General features: G+C 63.8%; 20 protein-coding genes. 7 read left to right on the top strand and 13 right to left on the bottom strand.

Annotated features, from left to right (window positions below):
* Window positions 1-145 precede the first annotated feature (145 nt).
* Genes ACSU04_RS01585 through dut form a run of 3 tightly spaced genes read right to left on the bottom strand, consistent with a single transcriptional unit; the run spans window position 146 to window position 1,967 of the window.
* A complete protein-coding gene (locus ACSU04_RS01585; protein WP_439288206.1) occupies window positions 146-910 on the bottom strand; it encodes a DUF3159 domain-containing protein in 765 nt (254 codons plus the stop codon).
* Window positions 907-1,497, bottom strand: coding sequence for a DUF3710 domain-containing protein (locus ACSU04_RS01580; protein WP_439278133.1), 591 nt, complete (start codon window positions 1,495-1,497; stop codon window positions 907-909). The genes ACSU04_RS01585 and ACSU04_RS01580 overlap by 4 nt, the downstream gene beginning before the upstream one ends.
* Before the next feature lie 14 nt (window positions 1,498-1,511).
* Entirely contained in the window at window positions 1,512-1,967 is a 456-nt protein-coding gene (dut, locus tag ACSU04_RS01575) for a dUTP diphosphatase (RefSeq protein WP_439278132.1), read from the bottom strand.
* A gap of 12 nt (window positions 1,968-1,979) precedes the next feature.
* Between dut and ACSU04_RS01570 the strand changes: the two genes are divergently transcribed.
* Window positions 1,980-2,462, top strand: a complete 483-nt coding sequence (locus ACSU04_RS01570; protein ID WP_439288205.1) for a DUF3093 family protein — start codon at window positions 1,980-1,982, stop codon at window positions 2,460-2,462.
* A gap of 71 nt (window positions 2,463-2,533) precedes the next feature.
* Here ACSU04_RS01570 and ACSU04_RS01565 read toward each other — a convergent pair whose 3' ends face one another.
* Window positions 2,534-2,827, bottom strand: coding sequence for a DUF4193 domain-containing protein (locus ACSU04_RS01565; protein ID WP_439278130.1), 294 nt, complete (start codon window positions 2,825-2,827; stop codon window positions 2,534-2,536).
* Between the two features lie 196 nt (window positions 2,828-3,023).
* Between ACSU04_RS01565 and sepH the strand changes: the two genes are divergently transcribed.
* On the top strand, window positions 3,024-4,082 hold the full coding sequence (sepH, locus tag ACSU04_RS01560; RefSeq protein ID WP_439278129.1) for a septation protein SepH: 1,059 nt from the start codon (window positions 3,024-3,026) through the stop codon (window positions 4,080-4,082).
* Between the two features lie 51 nt (window positions 4,083-4,133).
* On the opposite strand, the gene ACSU04_RS01555 is transcribed toward sepH, so the two are convergent.
* Window positions 4,134-5,261: an alkaline phosphatase family protein gene (locus ACSU04_RS01555; protein ID WP_439288204.1), complete on the bottom strand. Its 1,128-nt coding sequence runs from the start codon at window positions 5,259-5,261 to the stop codon at window positions 4,134-4,136.
* Window positions 5,262-5,305: 44 nt separating this feature from the next.
* On the opposite strand from ACSU04_RS01555, the gene ACSU04_RS01550 reads away from it, so the two are divergent.
* Entirely contained in the window at window positions 5,306-7,750 is a 2,445-nt protein-coding gene (locus ACSU04_RS01550; RefSeq protein WP_439288203.1) for a DNA gyrase/topoisomerase IV subunit A, read from the top strand.
* A gap of 29 nt (window positions 7,751-7,779) precedes the next feature.
* Here the strand turns inward: ACSU04_RS01550 and ACSU04_RS01545 are convergent, their stop codons facing one another.
* The 3 genes from ACSU04_RS01545 to ACSU04_RS01535 form a co-directional block, all read right to left on the bottom strand.
* Complete coding sequence (locus tag ACSU04_RS01545) at window positions 7,780-8,082, bottom strand: transcriptional regulator (RefSeq protein ID WP_439278126.1); 303 nt, start codon at window positions 8,080-8,082, stop codon at window positions 7,780-7,782.
* Complete coding sequence (locus tag ACSU04_RS01540; protein WP_439288202.1) at window positions 8,072-8,530, bottom strand: hypothetical protein; 459 nt, start codon at window positions 8,528-8,530, stop codon at window positions 8,072-8,074. Before ACSU04_RS01540 ends, ACSU04_RS01545 begins: the two co-directional genes overlap by 11 nt.
* 77 nt (window positions 8,531-8,607) lie before the next feature.
* The gene (locus ACSU04_RS01535) at window positions 8,608-10,692 is read right to left on the bottom strand and encodes a DNA gyrase/topoisomerase IV subunit B (RefSeq protein WP_439278124.1); all 2,085 of its coding nucleotides are present in this window, start codon (window positions 10,690-10,692) and stop codon (window positions 8,608-8,610) included.
* Between the two features lie 175 nt (window positions 10,693-10,867).
* Between ACSU04_RS01535 and ACSU04_RS01530 the strand changes: the two genes are divergently transcribed.
* A complete protein-coding gene (locus ACSU04_RS01530) occupies window positions 10,868-11,086 on the top strand; it encodes a DUF7455 domain-containing protein (RefSeq protein WP_439278123.1) in 219 nt (72 codons plus the stop codon).
* Between the two features lie 22 nt (window positions 11,087-11,108).
* On the opposite strand, the gene ACSU04_RS01525 is transcribed toward ACSU04_RS01530, so the two are convergent.
* Together ACSU04_RS01525 and ACSU04_RS01520 are read right to left on the bottom strand one after the other, a co-directional pair.
* Window positions 11,109-12,152, bottom strand: a complete 1,044-nt coding sequence (locus ACSU04_RS01525) for an alanine racemase (RefSeq protein ID WP_439288201.1) — start codon at window positions 12,150-12,152, stop codon at window positions 11,109-11,111.
* Window positions 12,152-12,847 (bottom strand): alanine racemase C-terminal domain-containing protein, encoded by a 696-nt coding sequence (locus ACSU04_RS01520; RefSeq protein ID WP_439289399.1) that lies wholly within the window; start codon window positions 12,845-12,847, stop codon window positions 12,152-12,154. The genes ACSU04_RS01525 and ACSU04_RS01520 overlap by 1 nt, the downstream gene beginning before the upstream one ends.
* Before the next feature lie 89 nt (window positions 12,848-12,936).
* On the opposite strand from ACSU04_RS01520, the gene ACSU04_RS01515 reads away from it, so the two are divergent.
* The gene (locus ACSU04_RS01515) at window positions 12,937-13,953 is read left to right on the top strand and encodes a sugar-transfer associated ATP-grasp domain-containing protein (RefSeq protein ID WP_439288200.1); all 1,017 of its coding nucleotides are present in this window, start codon (window positions 12,937-12,939) and stop codon (window positions 13,951-13,953) included.
* A gap of 63 nt (window positions 13,954-14,016) precedes the next feature.
* Here the strand turns inward: ACSU04_RS01515 and ACSU04_RS01510 are convergent, their stop codons facing one another.
* The 3 genes from ACSU04_RS01510 to ACSU04_RS01500 form a co-directional block, all read right to left on the bottom strand.
* Window positions 14,017-14,712, bottom strand: coding sequence for a coenzyme F420-0:L-glutamate ligase (locus ACSU04_RS01510; protein WP_439278120.1), 696 nt, complete (start codon window positions 14,710-14,712; stop codon window positions 14,017-14,019).
* Window positions 14,709-16,004 carry an RNA polymerase sigma factor gene (locus ACSU04_RS01505; protein WP_439278119.1) on the bottom strand — a complete coding sequence of 432 codons (1,296 nt, stop codon included), beginning with the start codon at window positions 16,002-16,004 and terminating at the stop codon, window positions 14,709-14,711. The genes ACSU04_RS01510 and ACSU04_RS01505 overlap by 4 nt, the downstream gene beginning before the upstream one ends.
* Window positions 16,005-16,162: 158 nt before the next feature.
* Window positions 16,163-17,107: a proteasome assembly chaperone family protein gene (locus tag ACSU04_RS01500; RefSeq protein WP_439278118.1), complete on the bottom strand. Its 945-nt coding sequence runs from the start codon at window positions 17,105-17,107 to the stop codon at window positions 16,163-16,165.
* A 102-nt stretch (window positions 17,108-17,209) separates the two neighbouring features.
* Between ACSU04_RS01500 and ACSU04_RS01495 the strand changes: the two genes are divergently transcribed.
* Both ACSU04_RS01495 and lpdA read left to right on the top strand, forming a co-directional pair.
* Entirely contained in the window at window positions 17,210-18,685 is a 1,476-nt protein-coding gene (locus tag ACSU04_RS01495) for a leucyl aminopeptidase (protein WP_439288199.1), read from the top strand.
* On the top strand, window positions 18,685-20,058 hold the full coding sequence (gene lpdA / locus ACSU04_RS01490; RefSeq protein ID WP_439278116.1) for a dihydrolipoyl dehydrogenase: 1,374 nt from the start codon (window positions 18,685-18,687) through the stop codon (window positions 20,056-20,058). The genes ACSU04_RS01495 and lpdA overlap by 1 nt, the downstream gene beginning before the upstream one ends.
* The last annotated feature ends 33 nt before the right edge of the window (window positions 20,059-20,091 follow it).

The following is a 20,091-nucleotide window of genomic DNA, read 5'->3' as shown; positions in this document are numbered from 1 at the left end:
GTCTCCTTCTTGTCTGATGGAAGCGATAGGCGAATCCATCTTGCTCGCCTGCGGCGCCCGCTGCCACCAAGGCACACCTAACAGTGTGCGCCGTTTGGTACGGAAGCGAAAGCCTACAATTTATCTTGATATCAAGATAAATCTATCACGAAGCGGATGCCTGATCCAGGCGCGACTCGCGTGGATAGAGCCGGCGAGACAGAATCCAGGTTCCCGCCAGAAGTGTGGCGAAGAACGGGATGCCCATGATGATCTTCACCGTGCCAAGGGTGGCCACGTCTCCGGCGAAATAGAACGGCAACTGCACAGTGAGGCGGGCGAAGAAGAGCACGGCCCAGGCGACGGTCAGCCAGAAGAACGTGCGACGCTTGCGCCGATCGCTTCGCCATTCGAGACCCTCACCCACGAGAAAGCCCACGAGAACGCCGATCAGCGGCCACCGCACGAATGCGGAGATCAGAAAGGCAGAGCCGTACGCGATGTTGGTGATGAAACCGATGACAAACTGATCCTCTGCGCGCCCGGTGAAAAGCGGCAGTCCAGCGGCGACGACGGCAGCGACTAGCCCGGACAAAGCGGCGACCGGTGGTGATTTGGTCAGCAGTCGGATCAGGGTAAACACCGCTGCCGCACCCACGGAGAGCGCAAGCGCGAGCAGCAGATTCTGCGTCGCGGTGAATGTGATGATGAAGGCGAGCACCGGCAGAACCGACTCGGCTACGCCTCGCCAGCCGCCAATGACCTGCCAGACGATCTGGCCAGCCGGCGCATCCTTCTCGGGATCGAGCCCTGCCCTGCGCGCGGCGGAGCCGATGGCCGCACCGACCAGATCAGATGCCGAGGGCTCCTGCTCTTCCGCGTCGTTCGGGTCCTGCGAATCAGGTGCAGCGGATGCGTCAGAGGTGTTCACGCGGATCCGGGAGTGGCCGGCATCTTCAGCGGGATGAGATCCCGCGGGGGCATTGGCGAATTACCGCGAACGACAACGATCGAGCGGAATAGATCCTCGACCTTCGCCGCAGCCTCTGGGTCGGATGCGGCGGACCCGCCGATGACGCCACGCAAGAACCATCGTGGTCCATCCACTCCCACGAAACGAGCCAGGCGAAGCGTCGACCCTTCCGATGCTGGGCCGGGTACCTCGGCGAGCAGCTCATGACCGAGTGGCCCCTCGCGCTCCTCGACACGTCCACCCTGCTGGCGCACCTGATCGACCAACTGCATGCGCGTCTCGTGCCAGAGCCCGAGCGTGCGCGGTGCAGCGAACGGCTGGACCTGCAGTGAGGAATTTTCGTAGTCGAGCCCGACAGCGACGATGCGTTTGGTCTGCTCTTCCACCTCGAGGCGCAGGTTCAGGCCCTCGCGCGGGAGGATCTTGATGCCGCCGAGGTCGATGTACGGGCGAATCGGGTTCGCTTCGCTTTCATCGAACGGACCCTCGGTGGCACGGTTCACTGGAGCCGATTTTGACGACGGCTGGGTGATCTCTTCAGTCATTTACAAGTTCCTGCCTACTCGGCTGCCTGTGTGGGCACCTGGGATCCGGTGGAGCCGAATCCGGCTGCACCACGCACACTGTCCGGAAGCTCCTCAACCGGAATAAAGTTCGCGCGGGTGACCGGCATGATGATCAGCTGGGCGATCCGGTCCCCAACCGCCACATCGTACGCGCTGGAACTGTCTGTGTTGAGCAGACTCACCTTGATCTCGCCGCGGTAACCGGCATCAACGGTTCCCGGCGAGTTCACGATCGTGATGCCGTGCTTGGCTGCGAGACCACTTCGTGGCACCACGAAGGCCGCATATCCGTCGGGCAGTGCGATTCTCACGCCCGTAGGGATGAGCGCACGCTGTCCCGGCTCGAGGCGCACGGCCTCGGCCGACACCAAGTCTGCGCCGGCATCACCCGGATGGGCGTAGTGCGGCATCACAGACGCGATAATGGGAAGATCAACGGAATCACTCACCCCAAGAGGATAATGCAGAAGCCCACACCTGACACACGTGTCCGCTATCGCGAGCGTCTTTCGCCAAGTCTGTGGCTACTCGTGACCGCGGCAGTCATTGCCCCGATGGTCACGCTCACGCTCACACCACTGGGATCACTTCCGGCACTGTTCATCGGCATCGCTGCGGGTGCACTGCTGATCACCGCGCTCATCGCCTGGTCACCGATGGTGCGTGTCGACGGCGCTGTGGTCCGCGCCGGCCGGGCGCACATCGATGCGCGCTGGCTTGGCCCGGTGACTGTCCTTACCGGTGCTGACGCGCAAGCGGCGCGAGGCTCCGTGCTTCCCGCGCGCGGCTGGCATCTGATCCGTAGCGGCATCGACGGGATCATCGTGGCTCCGAACATCGACCCAGATGACCCGGCGACGCACTGGACGATCTCCACGCGAACGCCCGACCGTTTGGCGGCCGCGATACGCGACGCACAAGCCGCGGCATCCACACCGGTCTGAGTCAGCACCGGGAGACGACAACGCGCCCCAAGCCAACTGGCCGGGGCGCGTAAACATGAGGTCGACTGCTGTCAGGCAGCGCACTCCTTGCAGATGAGACCGTCTGCTCCGTCGTGATCAAGCTGTGAGCGGTGCTGCACAAGGAAGCAGCTCATGCAGGTGAACTCGTCCTGCTGCGCTGGCAGCACGACGACATCAAGGTCGAGGTCGGAGAGGTCTGCACCCGGGAGGTCAAAATTCGACGGGTTGTCAGAGTCCTCGTCGCCGGTCGTGCCAGACAGTTTGTCCGGCACACGCTCCTTCAGAGCTTCGATCGACTCAGAGTCGTCTTCGCTCTTTCTGGGGGCGTCGTAGTCGGTTGCCATGCGGTAGATCTCCATTTATGGTGCTTGTGGGTGGTGTGCCAACGGGTAGTGGCGGGCATAGTTTGCCCGACGCGAGAGCAAATAGCAAATGCGGTCGCGCATACGAGATCAAACTGACGGCGCGCCCAGGCTATTCCCTGGTCTGCGGTCACTCCCGTGACACCATGAAACAACACCCATTCAGAGGGGCATTCGCATGGAAAACGTCACTATCATCGGCACCGAAGACGACCTGCTGATCCTCGCCACCGAATCCGGCGAGCGATTCACACTCGCCATCGACGATGTGCTTCAGCGTGAGATCCGTCGCGCCCGCCGGAGAGACACACAGGAGTCGCCGCGCCTTGCCGCGAGCCCCCGTGAAATCCAGGCACACATCCGATCTGGCCTCGCCGCGGCCGAGGTCGCTGAACTTCTCGGCATCAGCCTCGACGATGTCGCGCGCTTCGAGGTCCCCGTACTCGCAGAGCGTGAGCACGTCATTGGTCAGGCACTCGCCGTCCCCGTGCTCATCGGCAGCGAAGTCGAGCCCGACGCGCAACCCACGTTCGGCGTGGCGATTCGGGCGAAGCTCGCCCAGCTCGGTGCGTCAGATGAACGATGGGCAAGTTGGAAAGACGACTCCGGCTGGATCGTGAAGCTGGAGTTCACCGCCAACGAGGTCGCACACGACGCTCGGTGGGGCTTCGACCCGCGCCGCAGTTCGCTGTCTCCCGTGAACGCCGATGCCACGCAGCTCTCTCGCCAAGGGTCATTACCGGAAGGTCTGATCCCTCGCCTTCGTGCAGTGGACAGCGAGCGGGTCGAATCGCCGTACAAGGACGAAAGCCGATTCGATTCCGGTGCGTTCGGTCCAAGGCTGCTGCCCATTCTCGACGCGGATGTCGAAGAATCAGCGGTACCGGAACGTTCAAACGCTGCTGCGCAGCAGGCTGCCATCAAACGCGCTCCCGACCAGTCGACGACCAGCGCTGACACAGCCGACCTACTGGAGGCGCTGCGCCGCCGCCGTGGTCAGCGAGAGAACGCGCCATTACTCGACGACGAGGACTCCGAGCCCACAGAGCGCCCGAGAAGCTCCAACCCGATCGCCCTGTTTGATGCCTTCGGACAAGACTCCGACGCTCACGACGAAGAGCCGCAACCCGAACCGGCCCCGCAGGAGACCACATCCGATGCCTCTGGTCGTCGACGGCGCCGCAATGCGATGCCGTCGTGGGATGAGATCGTCTTCGGCGCCCGCACTGACGACTGATTAACTCGCTCGACTGATCCGCACTGACGACTGATCCGCACTGACGACTGATCAGCTCGCGAAGGCGCCGCGCCTGATGTACGGCACCTGGCGTTCCTCTGGCGTGCAGGCACCGTGCTGCCCGATCATTTCGCGTGCGCGCAGGTCACCTGCCGTACCGTCGTAGAACGCACGGTTGCCGCGTGCGATCACGAGCAGGTCTCCGATGCGTGACTTCGCATCGGGCGTGAGCACCACGCCGAACAGGTTGGTTGTCTCCGCCTCGGCCCGGCTGAGCACGTCCGCCTGCCCTTCGCTCTCGCGCCGCCAACAGGCCAGTACAGCATCGGGGTCTGCACCCTGCTCCAGATAGATATGGAGCATGCGCGGCTCTCCCCCGATATGACGGATGCCGGCGAAACGCGGATCGCCTTCTTCCAGAACCACCTGGCGGTGGGCAGGGACGTCGATCATGCCGTGATCCGCCGTGATGAGCACGCCGACCTGGCGCGGAACTGTCAGCGCCAGCGCCGCATCGATCTCCTCCAACGCAGCGATCCATTCGGCGGAGTCCACGCCGTGTTTATGTCCCGCCTTGTCAACCTCCGGCAGGTAGCAGTACACGAGCGATCCTGGCGTGTCTGCGGCCAACTGATACGCGATGGAAACCCGCTCAGCCGGCGACTTCGCTGCCACGAACTGAGCCCCTCGCAGCGTCGCCTTTGTGAATCCGCTCTGTGCGTAAGCGGAGATCCCCACCGCATAGCTGGCGTGGCCTGCCGCCGCCGCTCGCTCGAATATGGTCGGCGTCGGCTGCCAGACGAGCGGGTCGATGCCGTCGCTCTCCCACCCCGAGAGCTGGTTCACCAGCACATCGCGCGAGCGATCAAGTACGCGGTAACCGACGAGCCCGTGCACGCCGGGCTCTGCGCCGGTGAGCGTGCTCGTCAGCGCTACGGCCGTGGTCGTCGGAAATACCGAGTAGGCGACGTCTTTCTTGCCGAGCCCAGACGTGAGATGCCTGGCGTGCCCAGCGTGCCCGCGTAGCTGAATGGCGCCCAATCCGTCCACGATGACCAGCACGACCGATCTGGCAGCTGCCAGTGGCCCGTCTGGGCCCTCGAGCGCAGCGATCAGGTCGCCCGCCACCCCGCTCAGAATCCGAGCGGAGGGTGGCGTGGTCGGTAGAATGAGAGACATCAAAGCCAGTCTTTCACAGGCCCAGCAACGTACCCAGGAAGTCCATGCCCCGCACCGAATCTGCCGAGCCCGTCGAGGAGCGCATCCAGGACATCGATCTGTCCAGCGAGATGCAGGGATCGTTCCTCGAGTACGCCTACTCGGTGATCTACTCCCGCGCGCTTCCCGATGCTCGCGACGGGCTCAAGCCCGTGCAGCGCCGCATCCTCTACCAGATGGCAGAAATGGGCCTGCGCCCCGAGCGCGGGCATGTGAAGAGCGCGCGTGTCGTCGGCGAAGTGATGGGAAAGCTCCACCCGCACGGTGACTCCGCGATCTACGACGCCCTTGTTCGCCTGTCTCAAGACTTCGCGCTGCGCGTGCCACTTGTGGACGGCCATGGAAACTTCGGATCTCTGGATGACGGCCCAGCGGCCTCTCGCTACACCGAAGCTCGCCTTGCCCCGTCAGCCTTGGCGCTGACCGAGAACCTCGACGAGGACGTCGTCGATTTCGTGCCGAACTACGACGGCCAGTTCCAGCAGCCAGCGGTGCTTCCCGCGGCCTTCCCCAACTTGCTCGTCAACGGTGCCAGCGGCATTGCCGTGGGTATGGCGACGAACATGGCCCCGCACAATCTCATCGAGGTTGTCGGGGCAGCAATACATCTGCTCGAGAACCCGGATGCGACCCTCGACGAGCTCATGGAGTTCGTGCCTGGCCCTGATTTCCCCTCCGGCGGCATCATCATGGGCCTGGACGGCATCAAGGATGCCTACACGAACGGCCGCGGCGCATTCAAGGTGCGTGGCAAGATCTCGGTCGAGCCCATCGGACCTCGGCGTACGGGAATTATCGTCACCGAACTGCCGTACATGATCGGCCCCGAGCGACTGATCGAGAAGATCCGCGATGCGGTGCAGGCGAAGAAGCTGCAGGGCATCAGTGATGTCCATGACCTCACCGATCGCCAACACGGGCTTCGTGTGGCGATCGGCATCAAGACCGGTTTCGACCCGAATGCCGTGCTCGAGCAGCTTTACCGGCTCACCCCGTTGGAAGACTCGTTCAGCATCAACAACGTCGCACTCGTTGAGGGCCAGCCCCGCACGCTGGGCCTCCGCGAGATGCTCAGCGTCTACGTCGGCCACAGACTCGAGGTCATCACCAGGCGCAGCCGTTACCGGCTCAACCGCCGGGAGGAGCGCCTGCACCTCGTTGAGGGCCTCCTCATCGCGATCCTGGATATCGATGAGGTCATCCAGGTCATTCGTTCATCCGATGACTCCGAGCAGGCGCGCTCGCGACTCCGGTCGGTGTTCGATCTTTCTGAAGCTCAGGCTGAGTACATCCTCGAGCTGCGCCTGCGGCGTCTGACGAAGTTCTCCCGTGTCGAGCTCGAGACCGAGCGCGATGCACTGCAGGCCGAGATCGCGCAACTGCGTGAGCTGCTGGGCAGCCCCGTGCTGCTGCGAGCTCAGGTTGCGAAGGAATTGGATGCCGCAGCCGAGGCCTACGGCACACCTCGGCGCACTCTGCTGATGAACGCGAAGCCGGCGGCACCTCGTCGAGCGAAGCCGGGTGAGTCCGACCTGCAGATCGCGGATGCCCCGACCATGATCGCTTTGTCGACGACCGGTCGCGCAGTGCGTGTGGATTCCACAGAGGGTCAGGAACTGAGCCGGCCGGTGCGCCGCAGCAAGCACGATGCGATCCTCTCGACGGTGTCGGCGACCGTGCGTGGTGAGGTCGGTGCGATCACCAGTACCGGTCGCCTCCTGCGCTTCTCCCCCGTCGATCTGCCGTCTGTACCTGCGACGTCAGTGCAACTGGGTGCCGGCGCACCCCTGCGGGATTATCTCGGCATCACGTCTCGTTCCGAGAAGGTGCTTGCGCTGGTTGATCTCGCCTCCGAAATTCCGATCGCGATCGGTACCGCACAGGGAACCGTCAAGCGCATCGTTGCCTCGGCTCTCCCCGTGCGTCAGGAGCAGGAGGTCATCGGCCTCAAGTCCGGTGACAGCGTGGTGGGTGCGGCAGCCGCCCCCGATGACGCCAACGTCGTCTTCCTCACGACGGATGCGCAGTTGCTGCACTTCCCGGCTTCCGCAGTGCGTCCACAGGGCGCGCCAGCAGGCGGCATGGCCGGCGTCAAACTCGGAGCCGGTGCATCGGTGTTGTTCTTCGGCGTCGTGATTCCGTCCGAAGAGGTCACTGTCGCCACCGTCTCCGGCACCGACGGCATGATCGCCGGAACGGACGCTGGTCGGGCCAAGGTCTCCGCATTCTCCGAGTTCCCTGCCAAGGGTCGTGCGACTGGCGGTGTGCGTGCGCACGCCTTCCTGAAGGGCGAGGATCGCCTCACCGCTGCATGGGTAGGCACAGAGCCCGCCTATGCCGTCGGCAGCGACGGTGCCGTGCGCACGCTTCCGGAGACTCCGGCGAAGCGCGATGCATCAGGCCAGCTCATCGACGGCGTGATCGGCTCGATCGGCCGCCCGGTTATTTAGAGTGTGTCTCCCCTGCGGGGAGACACACCCTAGTCACCCGCCATCGCCCGCAGCGCCGCGAGGTGCCCATCGAAGGCACGGCGCCCCTGCGCGGTGAGCTTGACTGTGGTCGTCTGGCGCGCGTCCGTTCGCTGAGGCGATGCCTGCTTGCTCGTGACGAGATAGCCAATTTCGACGAGGTTTCTCACGGTTTTTGACAGGTTTGCCTCACTGAGCTCTAGCGTCGCGGCAATCGCTGCGAAATCCGCGTCGGCGAGCGGGCGCAGCATCGCACACAGACGCAGCCGGGTGGGCGCGTGGATCGCCTCGTCAAAGCGGGGTTTAGCCCGCATGGCGCACCTCGGCAGCATACGCACGGTCATAGGCCACGACGATAAGCGCGGTGACGACGCCCACGGCCACAGCGACGGCAACCACCCATCCGGTCAGCCCGAACAGCGCGAGTCCCAGGCTGATCACAAACGAGAAGAAGAAGATCAAGAAGAGCGCAACCAGCAACCACCACCCGCGAGGACCAGCCGGTCGGGTAATGCCGAAGCCACTGCGCTTACGAAAGAGCACCTCAACGCCGACGAACACCCCCACGCTGAGCACAAAGGGTAGCCACGCCCATGCTAGTCCGGCCGCGGGGGCCACGAGGATAAGCGCCGCACCCAAGCCCTGCGCAGGTGCAGCCCACCAGGTTTCGGCCGTGATCCGTTCGCCGATTCGGCCACGGTCGATGCTGAGCGTCTCGAGCATGCCTGCCGGGTCACGCTGATCCTCGAAGTTACTTTCCATGTAGTTGAGTTAATCACTTAACCAAGGGTTAAGCAACTTCGCACTCACATGAGCCGCCCAAAGGGCCACCCCACGCGTTACGCGTCGATCGCCTCACGCGACAGCTGATCTGACGAGTCGATAATGAACTCACGACGCGGCGCAACCTCATTGCCCATCAGCAGTTCGAACACGCGACCAGCTGCCTCGGCATCTTCCATGCGCACTCGACGCAGCAGACGGCCGGACTTCTCCATCGTGGTGTTCGCCAGCTGATCAGCATCCATCTCGCCGAGACCCTTGTAGCGCTGGATCGGCTCATGCCAACGCTTGTTGGTCTTGCGGAGCTTCGCGAGCAGCGTGTGCAGCTCCTGCTCGCTGTACGTGTAGAGGGTCTCGTTCGGCTTAGAGCCGGGGTTCATCACGATCACGCGGTGCAGCGGCGGCACAGCGGCGAAGACACGGCCCGCCTCGATCAGCGGCCGCATGTACCGGAAGAACAGTGTGAGCAACAGCGTGCGGATATGCGCACCGTCGACGTCGGCATCGCTCATCAGGATGATCTTGCCGTAACGCGCGGTATCAATGTCGAACGTGCGACCAGAGCCGGCACCGATCGTCTGGATGATCGCGGCACACTCCGCGTTCGAGAGCATGTCCGCGACCGAAGCGCGCTGCACGTTCAAGATCTTGCCGCGGATCGGCAGCAGCGCCTGAATCTCGCTGTCGCGCGCACGCCGAGCGGTTCCCAGTGCCGAGTCACCCTCGACGATGAAAAGCTCACTGCGTGAGACGTCGTTCGAGCGGCAGTCGACGAGTTTCACGGGGAGCGAGGAAGATTCGAGAGCGTTCTTCCGGCGCTGCGTCTCCTTGTGCGTGCGCGCAGAAACGCGAGCCTTCATCTCGGAGACAATCTTGTCGAGCAGTTGGCTCGCCTGGTTCTTGTCGTCTCGCTTGGTCGAGGTGAAGCGTGCCCCGAGTTCCTTACGAAGTATCTGCGCGACGACTTGGCGCACGGCCGGAGTGCCGAGCACTTCCTTGGTCTGACCCTCGAACTGCGGTTCTGGCACCTCGACGGTGAGCACCGCGGTCAGCCCCGCCATGACATCGTCTTTCTCAAGTTTGTCGTTGCCGACCTTCAGTCGACGCGAGTTCTGATCGACCTGTGCACGCAACACCTTGAGCAGTTCCTGCTCGAAGCCCTGCTGGTGCGTACCGCCCTTAGGCGTCGCGATGATGTTCACGAACGAGCGGGTCGCCGTGTCATAGCCGGTACCCCAGCGCATCGCGATATCGACGCGGCACTCGCGTTCGACCTCCTGCGAGGCCATGTGCCCATTGGCCTGCAGCACCGGGACGGTCTCTTTGAAGGAACCCGTGCCCTGGATGCGCCAGGTGTCAGTCACCGGAGCATCCGTGGCGAGGTAGTCGACAAACTCAGCAATGCCACCCTCGTAGCGATACGAGGTCTCTACCTTCTCTTCGCCCCGTTCATCACGGATGACGAGTTCGAGCCCCGGCACGAGGAAGGCGGTCTGACGCGCGCGGGTCTCGAGCTCGGCGAGCTGGAAGGCCGCATCCTTGGTGAAGATCTGTCGATCCGCCCAGTAGCGCACCCTGGTGCCGGTCACGCCACGCTTGGCCTTGCCGATGACCTGTAGCTCGCTGCTCTTCTCGAACGGGGTGAACGGAGCATCCGGCCGTTTCTCGCCACTGTCAAGGAAGGAGCCAGGCTCACCACGATGAAACGACATGCCGTAGGTCTTGCCGCCGCGATCGACCTCGACGTCGAGCCGCTCAGACAGCGCGTTCACGACCGAGGCACCAACACCGTGCAGACCGCCGGATGCTGCGTACGATCCGCCGCCAAACTTTCCACCCGCGTGCAGCTTCGTGAAGACGACCTCGACACCGGTGAGACCGGTGCGCGGTTCGATATCGACCGGGATACCGCGACCGCGGTCGTGGACCTCGACGCTGCCGTCGGCGTGCAGGATGGTGTCGATGCGAGCGCCATTGCCGGCGACTGCCTCGTCTACCGAGTTGTCGATGACCTCCCAGAGGCAATGCATGAGCCCGGGTGAACCGTTCGACCCGATGTACATGCCGGGGCGCTTGCGGACCGCTTCGAGCCCTTCAAGCACCTGAAGATGGTGGGCGGAATACTCGGAGGTCACAATCATCAATTCTATTCTCGACAGCCCCCGCAGGTCCGCAGACACTCCCCACTGCGGGCATGCCTGGGCCCGCGCGCTACGCGGTGAGCGAAACACGCCGCCTTCCGGGCATGACTCACAGTGGTTCGTGGTTGTATTGAGCACATTCCAACCGGAAGCCGATACCCGAGGAGGCACCGAGATGAACGCTACAACCGAACGTGAGACCTCCACTGTCGAGTACCGTCTGAGCGCGGCCGACCGTTGCGACTCTTGCGGCGCACAGGCCTATATCGCCGCCGAGGTCAACGGTTCCGAACTGCTCTTCTGCGCCCACCACGGCCGCAAGTACGAAGAGAAGCTTCGGAGCGTCGCGACCTCTTGGCATGACGAGACTGCCCGTCTCGTCGACGCCGTCTGACAGTCGACTTCTCAGCCCACTATCACCCGTCGCTTATCACCCGTCTAACCCTTGAGGTGAGGCGGGTGATTATTTCTTCCCCGACGGTGTCGATGTGCTCGGCGAGTGTCGTGGCCGTCTGCTCCCCGTGTTCACCGGGTCCGAGTATCCACACCGCATCGCCGATCGACGCCCCCGGCCAGGTGGAGACCTCTGAGGTCGTCTGAGCGACACTTCGCAGTTCCCTGCTACCGGCAGGTGTGCCCACCTGTATGCCGCTGAGCGTGGAGGGCAACCCATCGAACGCGCCGATTCCCACGACCACATGATCGTCGTGAACTTCCTGCACAGAGGCGCTGAGCGCACTGATCGGTCGGATCCCTTCGAGCTCGGGACCATCAGCGGAGCGGATGCCATAACAGAAGGCTCCGATCCGTGACAGTGATCCGCGCAGCTCTGGCCGCCACCAGGATGCTGCCGAGGCAGTGAGGTGCAGAGCCTCCGGGGTCGAGCCGGTCGCACGCACCGCAGCCACTGCGTCAACAAAAATTGTCTGCGCCTCGTCGTCCTCATCGTCGCTGGCCTCTGCGAGGTGGCTCCACACGCCAACAACGGCCGGCGCACCGGTCAGCTCTGCCGCACGTGCCAGCGCCGCAGTGGCCGCCCAGGCTTCCGGGCGGATGCCACTGCGGTGAAGCCCGGTATCGATCTTGAGATGCACTCTGGCGAGAACGCCGATGCGCTCGGCCGTCGCGATCACGAGTCGCAGGTATTCCTCCGTGCCGACTCCGAGATCGATATCCGCCCGCACTGCTGCTTCGACTTCTTCGACTGTCGATGTCGCCCAAGCGAACACACGACCAGCCCGGTCGCCCAGTGCTTCCCGGATGCGGATGCCGGTGCGCACGTCGTAAGACCCGTACCACTGGACGTCAGCGGTGGCTGCGGCATCCACTGCCCAGTCGATGCCGTGGCCGTAGGCGTCGTCCTTCATGACGAGCATGAGCGCAGACGGAGAAATCCGCGCGCGCACGGCGTCAAGATTCGTGAGGAACTGCGCTCGTGAGATGTGAAGGATCGGTTGCATCAGTCCTCTTCCCCGCGCACGGCGTGTTTCGCTGCAACGGTGAGCAGCTCTGCGGACGTCATCCCGGTCACACTGGCCCATTCCGCTAGCTGGTGTGCCGCGGGGCCTTGACCGCCGAAGAACGTGATCTCATCGCCAGGCGCGGCGTCCACGCCATCCAGGTCGATAACGCACACATCCATCGCGACGCGCCCGATGATGGGCCGCAGCACCCCATCGATCTCCACGTGCGCACGGTTTCCCAGAGCACGGACTATCCCCTGCGCATAGCCGCCTGTCACAAGGGCTACGTTGCCGTCGGAGGGCGCGCGATAGGTGTACCCGTAGGAGACGGCATCGCCGGCTTGCAGTGCCTTTGTAGAGAGGATGCGCCCGGTGAGGCGCAGCACCGGGCGTGGGTCCGATCGGCTCGCCGCATCAGGAATGCCGTAGAGCAGCCGCGCGTCGATGTCAGGGGCGCCTGACGACGTCGACGCAATGCCCTCCCGATTCAGGAGTCTCGCTTCTTCCAGAGAATCAACGACCACCGATTGTGCACCGGCCGCGATGACTGCACGCGCGACTATCAGCACGCCATGCCCGTAGGCGTCACCACGCAGATCCGCGATTCGTCCTCCGGCTGCGACAGCAACAACCGCGGCATCCGCCAACGCCGAGCGTGAAATCAGGGCCCGTATCGCCGAGCTGGAAGTCATTTCACCCACGCCCTCCACACTAGCTTCGCCCACCAGCTTCTCCGGCGCACCCCACGTAGACTGGTGGAATCCCCAACCTCCGGAGCCTCATGTCACGTCTTTCCCTCGCGCCCCGCGTCCGCTACTTGATCGCTCGCGCCCGCCGCATCGACACCGGCTCAGTGTTCGAGCGTGCAAAGGAAGCCTCTGCGCAGCACCACAAGGCCGTACCGGGGATCGTCATCGACATGCTGTGGTCTGCTGCACGGCACAACGTCGGTTTCCAGGACTACATCGATTACGACTTCGCCATGCTCACGCGCGCCGAGCGCGCCACGTTCATGACGCACCCGGTGTCGAATGAGCTGTCACAGAAGTACGATCACCCTGATTTTCGCTGGATGTTCCAGGACAAGGTCGAGTTCGACAAGATATTCTCCACGCACCTGCACCGCGACTGGATCATCGTGGAGGAGGGCAATGCCGAAGCCGTTCGTGAGTTCACCCAGCGCCTGGGCACGATTGTAACCAAGGAGCCGGTGGGTCAGGCCGGCACCGGCGTGCACCGCTATCACGCCGCAGACGTCGAGGATTGGGAAGAGTTCCACCGGGGCCTTCTCACTCGCGGTGAGCTGCTGATCGAAGAAGTGATCCGTCAGCACGAAGACCTCGCGGCTGTCTGCCCTGGCACGGTCAATACGACCCGCATCACCGCGTTCTTCGACGGCGAGAAGGCACACATCCTGGCGATGGCGCAGAAGTTCGGCCGCGGTGAGGTGAGCGATCAGATGACCTTCGGTGGCTTCTACACGATGCTCGACGAGAACGGTCACGCAGTGAGCGCCGGCTACGACTCGCACGGTCATGTATACGAGACGCACCCTGACTCCGGTTTTCCGATCGCGGAGTTCCAACTGCCACATATGGACAAAGTGCGTGCGTTCATCGACGAGGTCGCCCGCGTCGTGCCGCAGATCCAGTACGTCGGCTGGGACATCGTGGTCTCCCCCGATGGTCCCGTACTCGTCGAGGGCAACTGGGGTGCCGGCGTCTACGAGAACAAGCCCAGCGTGACCGGCATCCGCACCGGACACAAACCGCGTTACCAGCAGGTCATCGGGTTCTGACGGCACCCAACGAAAAACCCCGGATGCTCAGCATCCGGGGTTTCTTTCGTGTGAAAGCGTGCGTCAGACTTCGCGAACGATACCGAGAGGTGTCGACTGGCGTCCCTGCCCCAGCGGATTGTCGCCGAGGACCTTCACAAGACGCTGCTCGCCAGCCTTGTCGAGGGTGGAACCGAGGATGTTGCCGCCGAGGTCATTAATATCGACCACTGCGACATCGGCGATTCCGCCGATGAGCTTCTTCACGTGCGCTGCGACGCCATCCGGATCATTCGGTCCCAGCACGACCGCCTCGTTGTAGGGCGGGATGGTGTGCTTGGTGGGACCGTCGATCGCACGTGCCTTGTCACCGGCGATACGGTAGAAGTCGCCCTTGCGTCCGAAAGCCTTGGTCACCGCCGCGACGGCAGCCGCGAACAGGATGCGCGGCGTGCCGCACTCTCGAAGTGCCATCTCCATCGTCTCTGGCATGCCCAGGCCGATGCCGTAGGGCGTGCGCGTGACGTACTTCGACAGGAACAGTGCGAGCTTACGAGGCTCGATCTCGTCGAGTCGGAAGGACCGACCCTGCGTGATCGCGACGATCTTCTCGGTGACGAACAGCAGGTCACCGGGCTGAACGGCAGCGGCGGCATACTCCGTGATGATCTCGTCGAGATCGTCATCGGGCATGACGACGCGCGTACGCAGCGGGATGCGCGCGTACTTCTTGCCGTCGACGCTCGTTTCGAGCGCCTTACCGTCGTTCGCCTGACTCATTCGAGGTAGTCGCGCAGCGACTGCGAGCGGCTCGGGTGACGAAGCTTCGCCATCGTCTTCGACTCGATCTGGCGGATGCGCTCACGCGTCACGCCGAAGGTGTCACCGATCTGGTCGAGCGTCTTGGGCTGACCGTCGCCGAGACCGAAGCGCATGCGAATCACGCCGGCCTCACGCTCGGAGAGCGAGTCAAGAAGCTGCTCGAGCTGGCGCTGAAGCATCGTGAAGCCCACCGCGTCGGCAGGTACGACAGCCTCGGTGTCCTCGATGAGGTCACCGAACTCGCTGTCACCGTCTTCACCGAGCGGAGTGTGCAGCGAGATGGGCTCGCGGCCGTACTTCTGCACCTCGACGACCTTCTCCGGCGTCATGTCGAGCTCACGGCTGAGCTCTTCCGGAGTGGGCTCGCGACCGAGGTCCTGCAGCATCTGGCGCTGCACGCGGGCCAGCTTGTTGATGACCTCGACCATGTGCACCGGGATGCGGATCGTGCGAGCCTGGTCAGCCATCGCGCGAGTGATCGCCTGACGGATCCACCAGGTGGCGTACGTGGAGAACTTGAAGCCCTTGGTGTAGTCGAACTTCTCGACCGCACGGATCAGGCCCAGGTTGCCCTCCTGGATCAGGTCGAGGAACTGCATGCCACGGCCGGTGTAACGCTTGGCGAGCGAGACCACGAGGCGGAGGTTTGCGCCGAGCAGGTGGCTCTTCGCTCGCTGACCGTCACGTGCGACCCACTGCAGGTCGAGACCCAGCTGGTTGGTCTTCTCGGTGTCCGTCATGTCCGAGAGCTTCTCTTCGGCGAACAGGCCAGCTTCGATGCGCATCGCGAGCTCGACCTCTTCGGCCGCGTTCAGCAGTGCGACCTTACCGATCTGCTTCAGATAGTCCTTGACCGGGTCAGCGGTAGCACCGGTGATCTGCGACGAATAGACAGGGACATCGTCTTCGTCTTTCGACGTGAGAACGATAGCGCCGGTCGGCAGCGGCTCGGTGAAGACAGGCTTCTTGTCCTCGTCCTCGTCCTCTGCGACGGCATCCGCGTCAACGGCATCATCGTCGACGAGGTCGTCGGCCTTCTTGCGCTTGACAGGGGCCTTCTTCGCCGCCGGCTTCTTCGCGGCAGGAGCCTTCGCTGCGGCAGCAGCCTTCGTCGCAGCAGCCTTCGTCGTAGCTGGAGCCTTCTTCGCCGCCGGCTTCTTCGTGGCAGCGGTGGCTTCTTCGGTCTCGACAGCCTCACCCTCGGCTGCGGTCGTCGTCGTCCTGGAGTTTTTGGTCGCGGCAGGAGTCACGTTTCGCCTTTCACGGGGCATCGTTACCCGCCCCGGGACATTTCGGACACTAGTAAGACCCTTGTCAAGTCGCCAGCCTTACGGCAGACGATTGACAACGGGTCAGACAACCAGTATGTCACACGAACTGCCATCCGGTCACATTCGGCGGCCTGAGATCAGGAACGCGGACGCTTGTCGTCGTCGCCCGGCGGGCGCGTGGCGAGATAGCGCTCCAATTCGGCGGCCAGTTCATCTGCACTCGGCAGATCCCGCTCATCAAAACCGCCCTCGTCGAAGCGATCCATATCGCCTGGAGTGTGCCCTGCCATATAAGAGTCGTAACGATGCTCGAGCGTCTGCACCATCTGGCGCAGCTCGTCATTGTGCGCCACCTGATCATTCACCTTGGCGAGGTACTCCTCACGGCTCTCGCGCAAGTCGTCGAGCGCCAGCACGATGCCGGTAGCGCTCATGACACGGTCAGCGGCAGCGATCACCGCATCAGGGTTCTCGGTCTCAGCCAGGTAGTGCGACACGAGCAGTACGAAACCGACCACGCGGTCGCCACGCTCGGCGAAGCGGTACTCGAGAAGATGTCCCGCTGTCGCTGGCACCTGCGTGCGCGGGCGCCACACCGACAGACTCGCTGTGAGCTCCTTGCGGTTGCCGCTGACCGTCGTGCTGATCGGTCGGGTGTGCGGCACCGGCATCGCGATCGAATGCACCCAGCTGACGCCGGAGACGCCGAACTCCGTGGCGAGATCAAGCATCGTCTGGGTAAACGCGTTCCACGCGAAATCCGGCTCGTAGCCGGAAAGCAACAGGAACTGCTGACCCAGCGTGTCGTGCGCCAGCGACAGCTCTAGCCGTGCCGGCCGAAACTCGGTCAGGTGGTCCTGCTCGAACACGATGATCGGGCGGCGCGCACGGTAATCAAGGAGCACATCATTGTCGAACATCACGATGGGCTGCAGGTCGCTCACGTCCCGGAGGTGGTCGATGAGCCCGGAGACAGCGTTGCCCGCATCCGTGAATCCAGTCAAAAGGATCACCAGTGGAAGCCCCTGCGGGACGGCGGGGGCATTCGAGACGCGTTCGTACAGCTCTCCGGAGACGGGCATGCATCCATGCTACGAGCCGGTGAAGTCCGAGGGGGCGCCATCGTGATGCTCACAGCGAACACATCTGGAGGCATGGGCCAGCCGGGCGCATAGGATGGATGCATGTCGCTTCCTGCGCTCTCGCACACCATTGATCCATTTCCCGGGGGCGCTGCCGACGCAGCAGTGCTCGTCGTTCCGGACACCACCGCGTTCCCCCAGGCCTTGGATGCGTATCCCGGCCTTGCAGAGGTCCTGAGCGGGATCGGCTTCACTGGCGCCGCGGCGGCATTCGCCCGCGTGCATCTGCCGTCGCTCACGACGCTCCCCTTCGCCGTAGTCGGAACCGGCAGCACTGTGAACGCTGCATCGGTCCGCGACGCGTCTGGCGCCGCGCTGCGTACGCTGACCGGATTCGAGAACGTCGCGCTCGGCCTCGCCGGGCCGCTCGATGAGTTCGCGGCCGCAGCCGCTGAGGGCGCAGCGTTCGGCGGCTACCGGTTCGAGGGGTACCGCGCGAAGCCGGGCAAGTCACGCGCAACGACCGTCGCTGTGCACAGCTCGACGATCACCGACGACGACGTATCCCGTGCACGAATTCTCGGCGAGGCTCTCGCACTGGTGAAGGATCTCGTATCGGTGCCGGCGGAATGGCAGAGCCCGGCTGATCTCGCGCAGAGTGCCGTCGATGCTGTCGCCGGACTCGATGTCACTGTCGAGGTACTTGATGAGAAGGCACTTGCCGCACAGGGATACGGCGGCGTTCTCGGCGTCGCTCAGGGTTCGGACCGCCCGGCGCGCGTTGTGCGCCTCGAGTACTCGCCGGCCGACTCAACCCGCCACATCGCGCTGGTCGGCAAGGGCATCACCTTCGACACGGGTGGGCTCTCGCTGAAGCCCGCCGCCAGCATGGTCGGAATGAAGTTCGACATGGCAGGCTCCGCCACGGTGCTCGCCTCCATCCGCGCAATCGCCGAGCTCCGCGTGCCGGTGCGCGTCACCGCCTGGATGCTGATCACCGACAACATGCCCTCCGGAAAGGCGACACGCCCAGGAGATGTGCTGCGGATGCTGGACGGCACGACCGTTGAGGTACTGAACACCGATGCCGAGGGCCGGCTCGTCCTCGCCGATGGACTGGTCGCCGCGAGCCGGGAGAAGCCCGATGTGATCTTCGACGTCGCCACCCTCACCGGCGCGATCCTTGTCGCGCTCGGCCACCGACACACCGGTGTCATGGGCGATGACGCGGCGGTCACCAAGTACCTCGCGGCTTCTGAAACGGCCGGCGAGCTCGCCTGGCCGCTGCCGCTGCCGGAGTACATGGAAGACAGCCTCGACTCCCCCATCGCTGACATGATCAACGCCAACATGAGCGACCGTGCCGGTGGTTCGATGTTTGCTGGCCTCTTCCTGCAGCGCTTCATCGGCCGCACCAGCGATGCAGAGGATGCTCCGCGCATTCCGTGGGTCCACCTCGACGTCGCCGGATCCGCTGAGCACAACAGCGCACCGTTCGGCTTCACAGACAAGGGCGCAACGGGCGCAACAGTTCGATCGCTGGTCGCATTCGCAGAGGCAACTGCCAAGGAGTCATGATGACCACTCACACCTTCGACATCGTCGTGCTCGGTGGCGGCAGCGGCGGATACGCCGCCGCCCTGCGGGCAGCTGAGCTCGGCAAAAGCGTCGCGCTCATCGAGAAGGACAAGGTCGGTGGCACCTGCCTGCATCGCGGCTGCATCCCGACGAAGGCGCTGCTGCATGCCGCCGAGGTGGCAGAACATGTCCGTGACGCGGCGTCCGTCGGGGTCACGGCAACGTTCGAAGGCGTCGACGCCGCCGGTGTGCGCGCATACCGCGAGAACATCGTCGCCAAGAAGTTCAAGGGTCTCGAAGGCCTGATCAAGGCGCGTGGCATCACCACCATCGCCGGCACGGGTCGTTTGAACAAGGACCGCAGTGTGAGCGTCGGCGACGATGTGTACGTGGGCGCCGATGTCGTGCTCGCCACGGGGTCGTACAGTCGGTCATTGCCGGGACTGGAGATCGGTGGCCGAGTCCTCACCAGCGAGCAGGCCCTCGCACTCGATGTCATCCCGGAGCGCGTTCTCGTACTCGGCGGAGGGGTGATCGGAGTCGAGTTCGCCAGCGTATGGCGCTCTTTCGGCGCCGAGGTCACCATCATCGAGGCACTTCCACATCTGGTTCCCAACGAAGACATCGCGCTCAGCAAGGGACTGGAGCGCGCGTTCCGGCGCAGGGGCATCAAATACTCCCTCGGCACGCGTTTTCAATCTGCAACACAGGATGATTCCGGTGTGACCATCACACTCGAAGACGGTCAGAGCTTCAGCGGTGAGTACCTGCTCGTCGCTGTCGGCCGCGGACCCGTCACCGAAGGTCTCGGTTTCGAGGATGCCGGCGTCACTATGGATCGCGGATTTGTCATCGTTGATCCAGAGCTTCGCACCGGTGTTCCCGGCATCTGGGCGGTCGGCGACATCGTCCCAGGACTCCAGCTGGCACACCGTGGATTCCTGCAGGGGATCGCCGTTGCAGAGCGCATCAGTGGGCTCTCGCCAGCGCCGATCCCCGAATCGCAGATTCCCAAGATCACCTACTGCAACCCGGAAGTGGCATCAGTGGGAGTCACCGAAGCGGCTGCCATCGCCGAGCACGGTGCGGACTCGGTCATATCTTACGAATACAACCTCGCCGGAAACGGCAAGAGCGAGATCATCGGTACAAGCGGCCTCGTCAAGGTCGTGCGACTGAAGGACGGGCCTATCGTAGGTATGCACCTTCTCGGCGATCGTGTGGGTGAGCTCATCACTGAAGGGCAGCTCGCCGTTGCCTGGGAAGCGCACCCCGAAGACCTCGCCCCGCTCATCCATGCGCACCCCACGCAGAGCGAGGCCCTGGGCGAGGCATTCCTCGCACTCGCCGGAAAACCATTGCACGCCCTCTGAACACCAAACGGTGTCAGGGTCACTAAGCTGAAT

This window comes from Microbacterium sp. A84 (assembly GCF_051842815.1).
Lineage (GTDB): Bacteria > Actinomycetota > Actinomycetes > Actinomycetales > Microbacteriaceae > Microbacterium.
Note: the sequence above shows the minus strand (reverse complement) of the source record. Positions and strands in the feature narration are given on the sequence as shown.

What these genes read in the sequence shown, in the direction of transcription:
- ACSU04_RS01580 (WP_439278133.1), bottom strand. Translation starts at nt 1,497, where the DNA reads ATGACTGAAGAGATCACCCAGCCGTCGTCAAAATCGGCTCCAGTGAAC.
- ACSU04_RS01570 (WP_439288205.1), top strand. Translation starts at nt 1,980, where the DNA reads ATGCAGAAGCCCACACCTGACACACGTGTCCGCTATCGCGAGCGTCTT.
- ACSU04_RS01565 (WP_439278130.1), bottom strand. Translation starts at nt 2,827, where the DNA reads ATGGCAACCGACTACGACGCCCCCAGAAAGAGCGAAGACGACTCTGAG.
- sepH (WP_439278129.1), top strand. Translation starts at nt 3,024, where the DNA reads ATGGAAAACGTCACTATCATCGGCACCGAAGACGACCTGCTGATCCTC.
- ACSU04_RS01555 (WP_439288204.1), bottom strand. Translation starts at nt 5,261, where the DNA reads ATGTCTCTCATTCTACCGACCACGCCACCCTCCGCTCGGATTCTGAGC.
- ACSU04_RS01550 (WP_439288203.1), top strand. Translation starts at nt 5,306, where the DNA reads ATGCCCCGCACCGAATCTGCCGAGCCCGTCGAGGAGCGCATCCAGGAC.
- ACSU04_RS01545 (WP_439278126.1), bottom strand. Translation starts at nt 8,082, where the DNA reads ATGCGGGCTAAACCCCGCTTTGACGAGGCGATCCACGCGCCCACCCGG.
- ACSU04_RS01540 (WP_439288202.1), bottom strand. Translation starts at nt 8,530, where the DNA reads ATGGAAAGTAACTTCGAGGATCAGCGTGACCCGGCAGGCATGCTCGAG.
- ACSU04_RS01535 (WP_439278124.1), bottom strand. Translation starts at nt 10,692, where the DNA reads ATGATTGTGACCTCCGAGTATTCCGCCCACCATCTTCAGGTGCTTGAA.
- ACSU04_RS01530 (WP_439278123.1), top strand. Translation starts at nt 10,868, where the DNA reads ATGAACGCTACAACCGAACGTGAGACCTCCACTGTCGAGTACCGTCTG.
- ACSU04_RS01525 (WP_439288201.1), bottom strand. Translation starts at nt 12,152, where the DNA reads ATGCAACCGATCCTTCACATCTCACGAGCGCAGTTCCTCACGAATCTT.
- ACSU04_RS01520 (WP_439289399.1), bottom strand. Translation starts at nt 12,847, where the DNA reads ATGACTTCCAGCTCGGCGATACGGGCCCTGATTTCACGCTCGGCGTTG.
- ACSU04_RS01515 (WP_439288200.1), top strand. Translation starts at nt 12,937, where the DNA reads ATGTCACGTCTTTCCCTCGCGCCCCGCGTCCGCTACTTGATCGCTCGC.
- ACSU04_RS01510 (WP_439278120.1), bottom strand. Translation starts at nt 14,712, where the DNA reads ATGAGTCAGGCGAACGACGGTAAGGCGCTCGAAACGAGCGTCGACGGC.
- ACSU04_RS01500 (WP_439278118.1), bottom strand. Translation starts at nt 17,107, where the DNA reads ATGCCCGTCTCCGGAGAGCTGTACGAACGCGTCTCGAATGCCCCCGCC.
- ACSU04_RS01495 (WP_439288199.1), top strand. Translation starts at nt 17,210, where the DNA reads ATGTCGCTTCCTGCGCTCTCGCACACCATTGATCCATTTCCCGGGGGC.
- lpdA (WP_439278116.1), top strand. Translation starts at nt 18,685, where the DNA reads ATGACCACTCACACCTTCGACATCGTCGTGCTCGGTGGCGGCAGCGGC.